Source organism: Mesobacillus boroniphilus JCM 21738 (assembly GCF_000517385.1).
GTDB lineage: Bacteria > Bacillota > Bacilli > Bacillales > Cytobacillaceae > Mesobacillus > Mesobacillus boroniphilus.
The window spans coordinates 1-11,487 of record NZ_BAUW01000103.1 but is presented as its reverse complement, the minus strand read 5'-3'; the positions used below and the strand labels follow the sequence as shown (position 1 = coordinate 11,487).

At 40.7% G+C, this 11,487-nt stretch carries 10 protein-coding genes and 3 pseudogenes; 10 read left to right on the top strand and 3 right to left on the bottom strand.

Going from position 1 to position 11,487, the window contains the following annotated elements; genetic code table 11:
* Window positions 1-84 precede the first annotated feature (84 nt).
* The 8 genes and pseudogenes from JCM21738_RS18860 (at window position 85) to JCM21738_RS18835 (ending at window position 7,021) form a co-directional block, all read left to right on the top strand.
* On the top strand, window positions 85-1,584 hold the full coding sequence (locus tag JCM21738_RS18860) for an MMPL family transporter (RefSeq protein WP_023625515.1): 1,500 nt from the start codon (window positions 85-87) through the stop codon (window positions 1,582-1,584).
* The gene (locus JCM21738_RS18855) at window positions 1,577-2,512 is read left to right on the top strand and encodes an RND transporter family protein (protein ID WP_243463091.1); all 936 of its coding nucleotides are present in this window, start codon (window positions 1,577-1,579) and stop codon (window positions 2,510-2,512) included. Before JCM21738_RS18860 ends, JCM21738_RS18855 begins: the two co-directional genes overlap by 8 nt.
* Entirely contained in the window at window positions 2,503-2,970 is a 468-nt protein-coding gene (locus JCM21738_RS26240) for an MMPL family transporter (protein ID WP_243463090.1), read from the top strand. The genes JCM21738_RS18855 and JCM21738_RS26240 overlap by 10 nt, the downstream gene beginning before the upstream one ends.
* A 10-nt stretch (window positions 2,971-2,980) precedes the next feature.
* The gene (locus JCM21738_RS26235; protein WP_243463089.1) at window positions 2,981-3,091 is read left to right on the top strand and encodes a TetR family transcriptional regulator; all 111 of its coding nucleotides are present in this window, start codon (window positions 2,981-2,983) and stop codon (window positions 3,089-3,091) included.
* A 2-nt stretch (window positions 3,092-3,093) separates the two neighbouring features.
* Window positions 3,094-3,543, top strand: coding sequence for a TetR/AcrR family transcriptional regulator (locus JCM21738_RS18850; RefSeq protein ID WP_243463088.1), 450 nt, complete (start codon window positions 3,094-3,096; stop codon window positions 3,541-3,543).
* 216 nt (window positions 3,544-3,759) lie between these two features.
* A complete protein-coding gene (deoR, locus tag JCM21738_RS18845; RefSeq protein WP_023625512.1) occupies window positions 3,760-4,698 on the top strand; it encodes a DNA-binding transcriptional repressor DeoR in 939 nt (312 codons plus the stop codon).
* 270 nt (window positions 4,699-4,968) lie between these two features.
* Window positions 4,969-6,183, top strand: coding sequence for a NupC/NupG family nucleoside CNT transporter (locus JCM21738_RS18840; protein ID WP_023625511.1), 1,215 nt, complete (start codon window positions 4,969-4,971; stop codon window positions 6,181-6,183).
* An 83-nt stretch (window positions 6,184-6,266) separates the two neighbouring features.
* A pseudogene (locus tag JCM21738_RS18835) lies at window positions 6,267-7,021 on the top strand (NRDE family protein).
* A 116-nt stretch (window positions 7,022-7,137) separates the two neighbouring features.
* Here the strand turns inward: JCM21738_RS18835 and JCM21738_RS18830 are convergent.
* Both JCM21738_RS18830 and pgoN read right to left on the bottom strand, forming a co-directional pair.
* A pseudogene (locus JCM21738_RS18830) lies at window positions 7,138-8,102 on the bottom strand (NAD(P)H-dependent flavin oxidoreductase).
* A gap of 170 nt (window positions 8,103-8,272) precedes the next feature.
* Window positions 8,273-9,103 (bottom strand): glyoxal/methylglyoxal reductase, encoded by an 831-nt coding sequence (gene pgoN, locus JCM21738_RS18825; protein WP_023625508.1) that lies wholly within the window; start codon window positions 9,101-9,103, stop codon window positions 8,273-8,275.
* A gap of 312 nt (window positions 9,104-9,415) precedes the next feature.
* Here pgoN and JCM21738_RS18820 point away from each other — a divergent pair, with 312 nt between their 5' ends.
* Window positions 9,416-9,703 carry a thioredoxin family protein gene (locus JCM21738_RS18820; RefSeq protein WP_321172034.1) on the top strand — a complete coding sequence of 96 codons (288 nt, stop codon included), beginning with the start codon at window positions 9,416-9,418 and terminating at the stop codon, window positions 9,701-9,703.
* Here the strand turns inward: JCM21738_RS18820 and JCM21738_RS18815 are convergent.
* The gene (locus JCM21738_RS18815) at window positions 9,656-10,387 is read right to left on the bottom strand and encodes a hypothetical protein (RefSeq protein WP_052019792.1); all 732 of its coding nucleotides are present in this window, start codon (window positions 10,385-10,387) and stop codon (window positions 9,656-9,658) included. The two genes, JCM21738_RS18820 and JCM21738_RS18815, sit on opposite strands and share 48 nt — an antisense overlap.
* Before the next feature lie 203 nt (window positions 10,388-10,590).
* Between JCM21738_RS18815 and JCM21738_RS27545 the strand changes: the two are divergent.
* Window positions 10,591-11,435 (top strand): annotated as a pseudogene (locus JCM21738_RS27545) (DegV family protein).
* Window positions 11,436-11,487: the final 52 nt, after the last annotated feature.

Below are 11,487 nucleotides of genomic sequence, written 5' to 3'. Positions count from 1 at the left end.
AAATTCGGCTTTACATAATCGAGAAGGGAGTTTATACTTTATGTAAGTAATTACTTACATTCATAGAATACAGGGGGAGAGAACATGCAAAAAAAGCTTGCTTCATTGATGTATAAACATCCAGTGAAAATCGTTTTATTAACGATTATGGCTGTTGTTCTTTTAGCTGCTGGGGCTAAGAACGTTCAAATGGCTACTGGGAATGAGACACTGGTAAGCAGTGAATCAATGGTATATAAAAATAACCAGCAGCTTGAAGAAGAATTCGGGGGAGAATCCATTGTCATCTTATATGAAGCAACGGATGATCAAGAAGTCCTGACTGTTGACAGACTGGAACACATGAAAGGACTAGAGGCAATCCTTAATTCACATGATAATGTTTATAGCGTCATGAGTCCTGTTGTTTTGGTGGAAGAAATATCGTCCAAGCAAGCAGATAAATATAAAGAGGGAATAGTGGAAGTTTCGGATGGTCTGAATGAAATGGGAGGAAAATTAATAGAGATTGGGGAGCAGATGGAAGACAATACATCTGGAGAAGGGCAGCTTCCAAATATTGAGAGGCAAAGGTCGGAACTTAATCAGGGAATAAATAACATGATTCAAGGGCAGGAGAAACTGAAGGCGGGAACGACAAACCTTGTTAATGGCTATTCTCAATTTGGGGCCCAAACGAAAGAAGCTGGGATGAAACTGGAAGAATTGGATTCTAAATACGATGCAAATGACCCAAAGCAGAAACAGCAAGCAGAACAGATTAAGAGGATGAGCATCCAACTAATCCAGCTTTCTGAAAAAATGCTGCAGGGAGCTCAGAAATCTGCAGCTCTTCCAAATGTTCCAGATCAAACAATCAATGGTTTAAAAAGAATTGAGAGTGGATTATCAAAACAGCAAGGACAATTTGAAAACTTCCGGGCAGGAAAGGCAAAGCAGACGGAAGATTTAAAAGAGCTCAGCAAAGGACTCATTGAAATGGGCGGAAACCTGGTTGAAATCAGTGATAATTTAACAACGATGAATTATTACTCTGATACATTGGGACCAGGGTTGCCAGAAAAACAGGAAACTCTTGAATACATGGTTTATGATGACAGTGGCAAGAAGAGAGAGATTTTTAACGAAGTAATCATTGATGATCATACCATGCTCATGATGGTAAAGTTTGATGGAAATGTGTCCGATGATGTAAAAAGTGGAGTTTCAAAAACGATAAAGTCATATCTTAATGAAAATCAAATTGAGTCAACAGACACGATGGTATCCGGTAAACCCGTCCTGGATGATGCAATCCGTTCATCGATGAAGGAAAGCATTCAGAAGATGATGATGCTATCTATATTGTTCATGGTCATCATTTTATTTTTTGCCTTTAATGTTAGTTGGCGCTTACTTCCGCTAGCTATCATTTTAATAGCAGTCATTGGAACAGTAGGCTTGATGGGGTGGATTCAGATTCCAATAACGATGGTATCCATGGCTGTGTTTCCAATTCTCATAGGTCTTGGCATTGATTATGCGATTCAGCTTCAGAACAGGTATACGGAAGAAATGGCGGAAGAGGAGGAGGACCATGAATAAACCAAAGAAGGCACTTCGTCGAACATTAACGAAAATGGTACCGGCAGTATTAACAGCTTTAGTATCTACGGGGCTGGGATTCATTGCTTTATACACATCACCTGTACCGATGATCCAGGATTTTGGCAAGATGCTTACAGTGGGAATGATCATCAGCTTTATCGTAGGAGTATTTATTTTAATTCCGATTTTATTCACTAAAGATCATTTCTTCAAAGGAGATGGGAAGGAAAAGAATCAAATAATATTAAAAAATAAGAAGGAAGATAGGTTCTTTTATTGGTTCACAAAGAAACTGATTTCACTGAAGTGGTTCATTATCTTTGTTGCCTTCATATCAGCAGGTTTAGGTATTTGGGCTGATTTACAAGCTGGGGTCGAAACTGATGTTGAAAAGTTTATGCCGCAGGACACACAGGAGTTAAAGGATATTCATCGGTTAAGAGAAATTCTCGGCAGTACCGATCAAATTTCAATTGTGTATGAAGCGGGTGATGTGTCATCTGCTGAAGTGATGGAATGGGCGGATGACCTTACCGAAATGGTGGACAGTGAGTTTCCAGAAACCGTGGTAGATTCACGCTCAGTCACAACTGCACTTCGGCAAATGAATGAGGGGAAACTTCCGAAAATCGATGAGATAGAGGAACAGTTGTCAGAAATGCCAATGGACCAGAAAAAGCTGTTGATTAATGAAGAGGAAACAAAAGGTGTCATCACCATTAGCATTGAGCATCTTGATGCAGAAGAACTCAAGGGGTTCATCAATGACTTAAATGAGTATTTAAAAGCAAAAAAATTAGAAGGAGTCGATACAACGGTTACCGGAAAAGCAGTGCTGGATGTTGAAATGGTGACCGCATTGACTACAGGCAGGTACAAAATGACGTTGCTCGGGATGGGGCTTGTGTTTCTGGCTTGCTGTTAGTTTACCGCCATCCTGTCAAAGCATTTATACCTTTGCTCCCCATTGCCTTGATTGTCGGGTGGTCTGGTGGAGCCATGTATTTACTTGATATAAAATATACCCCGTTGACCGCCACCTTGGGAGCGTTGATTATTGGAATTGGAACAGAGTTCACCATTCTGATCATGGAGCGTTTTTATGAAGAACGGAGAAAAGGCAGGAACAGCAGGGAAGCCATCATGATTACGAATCGAAAGACAGGAAAGGCGATCCTTGCGTCTGCATTTACAACAATCGGCGGTTTCAGCGCGCTGTTAATCTCTGATTTTGTCATTTTGAGCAACTTCGGCTTGATGACGTTAATCAATATCTCCCTGGCACTGTTCAGTTCGATTGCCGTCATGCCTGCTATCTTGATTATTCTTGACCGTTTTGTGAAAATAAGACATGTAGGGGAGAATGAATTACCAGTAAAATAGGGGTGGCACTATGAGGGACAAAACGGAACAAATCTTGAATGCAGCGATGAATGTTTTTGTGAAAAAAGGACTGCAGGCTACAACACAAGAGATTGCAAAGGAAGCAGAAGTGCTGAGGTAACATTGTTCCGGAAATTTACCAATAAGCAAAACCTGTTTATTACAGTCATCAAGAATGTTCTGGAAAGACAGTTTGATTCACAAATCGCCAAAATGGCAAAAACAGAGGATACTGAAGCTTTTTTGATAAAAATTATAGAGAATAGATTGGGGACATTGTCCAGAAATGCACCTATGGTTAAAATGCTTATTTCCGAAAGTCTGATGGGGAATTTGAATGAGGAAGTTGATTTGCCTAACATGATCTTTTCAAGTCTTGAAAAAGGGCTGGTACTGCATTTCGAGAATATTGGTCAAAAAGTCGATACAGGTCTTATTGCAAGGCACCTTGGGGGAATTTTCGTAGGTCAGGTTGTCTTCAAGAATGCTCGTCCCTTTCATTTATTGAGTGAAGAAGAAAAGATTACACTGGCTAGGAAGTACGCTCAATCAGTAATAGCAATAATTAAATAATCTTTCTGAAAAGGATTGGGTTAGCACCAATCCTTTTCTTCTTTTTAAGTTCTAAACTTTTTATGGTCTTCTTATTGTTCTGATTAAAATGAACATATGTAAAACTCTGGTTATTTATGAACATTTTTTTCTTTTATTAAAATGTAAATGTTTTCATTCGTATTTTTTGCTAAAATGATTGTATTGAATTTATGTCATTTCCAAGGGTGATCACGAATGGAAAAAGAAAAATTATTGAAGATAATCGAGGCAGCTAAGCTTTATTATTTACTTGATTATAACCAGAATGATATTGCCAGAGTGTTGGGAGTATCGAGGCCGACAGTATCAAGGTTCCTGCAAATCGCAAAGCAGGAGGGGATTGTCGATATCAAAATCATGGACCCGACAGAGGACGTAGAGAATTTGTCAGCTCAACTTGAACAAAAATTTGGATTGAAAAAGGCAATCGTCACCCATATTCCGCAATATGAGGACAGTGTAATCAAAACATATCTCGGGGAGAAGGCTGCTGCTTTTTTGAATGAAGCGGTTGAACATGATGACATTATCGGTGTCACCTGGGGAACGACCCTTTATCATGTCGCATTGGAACTGAAGCAGAAAGCGTGCAAGAATGTAAAGGTTGTCCAGTTGAAAGGCGGAGTCAGCCATTCTGAAACGAATACTTACGCGAATGAAATATTGTACTTATTCGGCAAGGCCTTCAATAGCGCACCCCATCATCTCCCGCTGCCGGCAATAGTAGACCATGTCGTGGTCAAACAAGCGATGGAGGCGGACAGGCATATCAAGAAAATCCTGGAGATGGGGAAGCAATCGAACATTGCAGTCTATACAATCGGTCCGATAAAGTCTGAATCTTTATTGTTCCAGTTGGGGTACTTTACAGATGAAGATCTGCAAGTTATTTATTCAAAAGCAGTCGGGGATATTTGTTCGCGATTTTTTGATAAAGATGGAAAGGTTTGCAACGAAAATCTGGATGCGAGAACTTTGGGCATTGAACTTGAAGAGTTAAAGAAGAAGAAGTATTCAATATTAGTTGCAGGCGGAGCACATAAAATTGATGGTATTTATGGAGCTTTAAAAGGGAAGTATACAAATGTGCTTGTAACGGACCAATTCACTGCAAAATTCTTGTTAGATAAGTAAATACAGTGAATAGAGTAAAAGCCATAAGATACAGACAAATACCCGATAGGTTCGAGGCCTTGCGGGTATTTTTGTCGAAATGTTGAAAAGGGATAAATTTCATTTTACATTTGCTCAAAAAAAATATTTACAAAAGTTCTTCAGTTCTGATATATTTGCTATAGAAAGTTTGAAGTAAACAAATGTAAACGTTTTATTGAAATTTTTTTCATATTATTTGTAAACGTTATCAACATTTCAGCAAATATCACAACAAGAGGTGGGTCAAAAATGAATATCTTATGGGGTTTGGTGGGAATTGCAGTTGTTTTGGGAATTGCATTTATTTTCTCGAATAACAAAAAATCCATTAATTTTAGGACAATCCTTGGCGGGTTGGCAATCCAATTTATTTTCGCGTTCTTAGTATTGAAATGGGAAACCGGTAAACTCTTACTAAAAAAGCTTTCACTTGGCGTCAATGAAATCGTTAACTATACAGACGCGGGTGTGCAATTCCTGTTCGGCGGATTGTTCCAGGCTGAAAATATTGGCTTTGTATTCGCTTTCCAAGTATTAACGGTTGTTATCTTTTTCTCTTCTTTAATTTCTGTGCTTTACTATCTGGGAGTCATGCAAGTAATCATCAAAATCCTGGGCGGAGCGCTTTCTAAGTTGCTGGGAACGAGCAAGGCTGAATCACTATCAGCTGCAGCTAATATTTTCGTAGGGCAGACAGAAGCACCACTTGTAGTTAAGCCTTACATTGCGAAAATGACTCAGTCAGAGCTTTTTGCCATCATGGTTGGAGGCTTGGCTTCTGTCGCAGGTTCCGTATTGATTGGTTACTCACTATTGGGTGTTCCGTTGGAATACTTGCTAGCAGCAAGCTTCATGGCTGCTCCTGCAGGTTTGGTACTTGCTAAAATAATGATTCCGGAAACAGAAAAGTCCGAGACATCTGATGAACTTAGAATGGAAAAAGACACAGATTCAGTTAACGTGATTGATGCTGCCGCTAAGGGAGCAAGCACTGGTCTTCAATTAGCTTTGAATATCGGTGCAATGTTGCTTGCGTTCATCGCATTGATTGCCTTGATCAATGGGATTCTTGGATTCGTTGGTGGATTCTTCGGAGCTGGAAACATAACGCTTGAAACAATCCTGGGCTTTGTATTCGCACCACTTGCTTTCGCAATCGGCGTACCTTGGGATGAGGCTGTGAAAGCCGGAGGATTCATTGGTCAAAAGTTAATCTTGAATGAATTTGTAGCTTACTCTTCATTCGCACCACAAATTGAACAATTATCTGCAAAAACAGTTGCGATCATCAGCTTTGCTCTTTGTGGATTCGCAAACGTATCTTCAATGGGAATCTTGCTTGGCGGTCTTGGAAGCCTTGCTCCAAATCGCCGCGGAGACATCGCTCGCATGGGTGTACGAGCTGTCATCGCAGGTATGCTTGCATCATTACTGAGTGCAGCAATGGCAGGTATGCTTTTATAAAAATGAGGAGAGAGGGGCTTTGTCCTTCTCTTTTTTTGCTTTGAGTTATAATAGTGGAAAATGAACGAAAGCTGTGATGATTAATGTGTTTGATATTATTTGCCTACAAAGCGCACCCGAAGTATAAATTGATTGTTGCTGCTAATAGGGATGAAGCTTATGCCCGAGAAACTGCGCCGGCTTATTTTTGGAAGATGCGCCAGAACTGCTCGCCGGCCGGGATCTTGAAAAAATGGGAACCTGGATGGGGGTGACGACTTCAGGCAAGTTTGCTGCACTGACAAATTATCGTGATCCAAGTGAAACCACTGCTGGAAAAAGAACACGAGGGGAGCTTGTTGCAGATTTCCTGAAAGAAACAGATAATCCACAAGCCTATTTAGATGAATTGGCCAATCGCCATCATGAATATCCGGGTTATAATCTTCTAGCCGGGAATTTGGAGGAGCTATATTATTATTCCAACCGTGGAGGCCCTTTGCAAAAAATTGAATCCGGCATTCATGGTGTCAGTAATCACTTGCTTAATACAGACTGGCCAAAGGTAGAGCGGGGGAAGGCGGGACTTGCCACCATCATTTCTGGAGAGCAATCAGATATGGTTGAAAGGTTATTTGCCCATTTGGAAAATGCCGGCCCGGCTCCGGATCAGTTGCTGCCATCAACAGGAGTCTCGCTGGAATGGGAGCGATTGCTGTCACCGATGTTCATTAAAAGCGAGGGATACGGGACAAGAAGCTCTACCATCATAATGATGAATGAAAAAGAGATTTATTTTAATGAACGGATTCATGTAAAGGATCAGCAGAAAAACCAGGAGTTTTTCATAACTATGTGAAGCAAAACAGACAACCACGAATTCGGTTGTCTGTTTTTTGTGAAAATTTTTGAAAAATCGAAATAATCCCATATAGCCAATTCGCTGGTCTGCCTTAAATCTAATATAATCCTTAATTAGGCAAAGCTTTGAGCGGCTGCCTTATATTCCGTTTTTAAATTTTCTATGATCGTCTGGACCGGAAGGATTTCTTTAATTTCACTTACCCTAGCGCCAGCGAATACTAGGCCATTCTCTACATCGCCGGCAACGGAGGTGAGCAGAGAGTCCAGTGTGCAAAATTGATAGGAGCAATTTTTAAGGCAATCACGACATTTTTTGATCCTAAGTTTATCTGAGGTAGTGATTAGATTGGTGAAATGATTGGCAATGGCCCGACCGTGCAGCCCAACTGTGGTTTTCACCAGTAATGTGTCTTTTTCAGTGGCGGACACGTATTTCTCCTTGAAGCTTTGCGGAGCATCGCATTCATCGCTGGCAACAAACCTGGTGCCATTTGGACGCCGGAAGCTCCAAGGGACAAAGCCTTAGCGATATCAGCTCCAGTCATGATTCCTCCAGCAGCAATCACCGGGATGGACACAGACTCAACAATTTCAGGAAGTATGTCAAAAAGGGGCTTGTCGGTTCCCAAATGCCCGCCTGCTTCAAATCCTTCAACTACCACTGCAGCAGCACCTAACCGTTCCGAGATTTTAGCTAGCTTTGCAGAGGAGACGATTGAAATGACCGGGATCCCAGCCTGCTTTCCCCATGAATACATATCTCGTGAAATTCCGGCTCCAGATATGATGAAATCAACCTTTTCATCTAGTGCAGCTTTCATTTTTTCAGCAAAATCATTCATCGCAAACAAGACGTTTACGCCAATGTATCCTTTACCTTGTGTTAGCTTCCTGGCTTTCCTGATATGCCGACGCATCTCATCGACTGTAATCCCTGTTCCAGAGATGATGCCAATTCCGCCTGCGTTTGCAACCGCTGATGCCAATCCGCTAAGTGAGATGCCTACCCCCATTCCGCCTTGCATTATTGGAACACTGGGAACCATATGGCCAATTTTAAGTTTTGGCAAGTCCATGCTAAAAACCCCTCTCTAAATTTATTCCTTTGCAGTTTAACATGCAGAGTTATAAAAAGATGTGATTTTTAGCACCAAGTACTATGTTTAGGTATAATAATTTGGTGTTAGTTTTTTAGGGATAAAAAAAGCGCAGAAACTCATTCTGCGCCTAATTGATTTGATTTTAATTAAAAATCGAAATTATCGGGATCGGGACCTACACGTTCGTTCTTATTTAAACTGTTCAGACGTTCCATATCACCTGCAGAAAGCTCAAAATCAAAGATATCTGCGTTTTCGATAATACGGTGTTCCTTGATGGATTTCGGAATTGTTACCACTTCATTTTGTAAATCCCAGCGCAGGATTACTTGTGCTGGTGATTTCTTATGCTTTTCAGCGATTGCAACGATTGTTGGTTCTGATAACAGCTCTCCTTGTTTCAATGGAGACCAGGCTTCCATTTGGATGCCCTCGGCTTTGCAGAACTCAAGCAGCTCGGTCTGGGCAAGATGAGGATGGTACTCAACCTGGTTGACCATTGGCTTGATTTCAGCATCAGCCATTAAATCTTTAAGATGATGAACATGGAAGTTGCTCACGCCAATGGCGCGGACTCTTCCATCTTTATAAAGCTTTTCGAGTGCCTTCCACGTTTCCTTATATTTGCCCGCTACCGGCCAGTGAATCAGGTAAAGGTCAAGGTAATCAAGGCCAAGCTTTTCCATGCTCGTTTCAAATGCCTGGAGCGTCGATTCATAACCCTGGTCAGAATTCCAGACCTTCGTCGTAATAAACAACTCTTCACGCGGAACACCAGCTTCTTTGATACCCAGGCCCACTCCTTCCTCGTTCCTGTATACCGCTGCAGTATCGATGCTCTTGTAGCCATTTTTAAGCGCGGCCTTAACAGATTCTACAACCTCAGAACCTTCCTGAACCTTGAACACACCAAGCCCAAACCATGGCATCTTGACACCATTATGTAATGTAGTAGTATCTTGGAGATTTAGTGGCATATCATGCGCCTCCTTATCAATTAAATTGCTATTTTATTTTCTCACATTTTTTGATTGCTAAAAAGTAATTGGACTTTCTTGGTGAAATAGCTATTTAAATGAAGGCTCAGTTGGAATCTTAACACGTTTGATCCATTCTACTGAAAAGCTGTCTAAATAAAAGGAGAATCTTGACAGCTTCGAGCCCAATCCCTTCAAACCTGTCTAAATGTAAAAGCCGTAAGCTGAAATTCCAGCTCTGTCGGCAACCCTAATCAGTTATGAGTAAAAATATAAATCAGAAAAGGTCTTTTATTTGCAAAATGAGGGTAAATTCAAGTTATAAATGTAAATAAAACAAGTTTTGATTATATGCGAAAGGAGAAAGAGGAAATGATCATCAAAGTTTTGGGTCCTGGTTGCAATAAGTGCAAAAGTCTTGAAGAAAGTATAAATGCTGCGGTAAAGGAAGCGGGTGTCGCAGCGGTCGTCGAAATGGTGGAAGATAATAAGGAAATCGAAAAGTATAAAGTGAAGAGCACGCCAGCTTTGGTCATTGATGAAAAAGTTGTTTCAACGGGGAAACAGCTGACAGCACAAGAAGTGAAGACTTTGTTTTAAAAAAATCAGATCAGGCCTCATATCGTGGCTGATCTGAATTTTTTCAAGGAAAGCTTTTGTTGCCCATAATGAAATCAGTAGAATCAGTTCGAAGCCGTTGGTAGCTGCATCACTCTCCAATGGAATCGGCACAGCACTTCCTATAGCCATTAAAATGACGCCGACGGCCATCCATTTCCACTTCAACTTTTTCCAGAGGATAATCCCTGCAAGCAGTAATGCAGCAGTGACGCCAATGATCATCACTGGGGGCCCGTGTGATCCGGCAGATTCATAGTTTAGTACCCCATATTTCTGGGCGGGCTCAAGCTTAATTCCGATGGTATTTTGTATTAGCTCAGCGATAATCATAGCCAGAGTGAAGACTCCCGCCAAGACAAATCCTGCTCGTCCCTTTAGCCGGCGGATTCCTGTCTTCCTGATAGCTGCCCAGGAAAATAAAATCAATAATGGGGTAAAAAATGCGTGGAACCAGTAACGCATACCATTCAAGGCTTCTAATAAGCTTCCTTTCCCAATCACGCTCCCCATAGCTAGTACAAGATTGTCATACATTAAACCGTATGTAACGAGCAAAAGAACATTCAGCCAGGAAAAAAATCCATTTTTTATGGATAATTTTAGTCCCCATAGGAATAAGAACAAGTAGATGAGGGAATATAAACCGTAGATATATGGGTCCATTCGTTACTTCCTCCAGTCAGGTTTGTTATAATTGTTCCCTTTAATTGGAATGAGAAACATGTGTCCAGGTTATTAACTTTATCATTGTTTGTTACAAATAAATCGTATTCTTAAAAATTACTAATAGTCTTATAAGGCTTCTTCAGATATCATAAAAAATGTAAGCATATTCAACGATATTTTTGATAAGAACAGGAGAAATCATGACGACATTAAATGATATTGCATGGGTAACTGACAGTACATCTGGACTAACAGAAGAATACATAAAAGATAATCATATATATGTTGTGCCTTTAAGCATTATTTTTGGTGAAGAATCATATTTGGAAGGTGTAGATATCACTGCCGAAGATTTTTATCCAAAGTTGGCAGCTTCTAAGGTCCCTCCTAAAACATCGCAGCCTGCTATTGGGGAGTTTGTGGAATTATACCAGAAACTTAAAGAGCAATATAAGCATGCGATTGCGATCCATGCTTCTAGCGCCCTGACAGGGACTTACCAATCTTCCACGGCAGCTTCCAGCATGGTAGATTTTAAAGTCGATGTCATCGATTCGAAGATTGGTTCCTTTCCATTGGGACGCATGGTTGAAAAAGGGGTTGAACTTCAAAAGCAAGGAAAGTCGTATTCTGAAATTGTTTCCTATTTAAGAACGCTGCCTGACAAGGCCAATTTATATATGGCACCCGGTAGCTTGAGCAGCTGCACAAGGGGGGACGTTTATCCACGACACAGGTGATTATTGGCAGCTTGATTAAATTAAAGTTGATTGTCAGGTTCGATGATGGCAAGGTAGTCCTTTTTGATAAGATCAGGACGGAAAGAAAGGTCAAGGAACGACTATTTCAAATTTTTGAGGAGGCTTCAACAAATATTAAAGAAGCAAGTGTCATTCACGGAAATGTGAAGGAATTGGCTGAGGAATGGCGCGCGGAACTTCAGCAGCGTTTTCCAGACATATCTTTTTTCACAACTACGTTCAGTCCGGTGGCTGGAACTCATACAGGGCAGGGAACAATTGGACTTGCCTGGATTAATGAATAGCTAAAAATATTGAAATCAGCCTACTTCAGGGCTGATTTCTTTTTAACTTTAT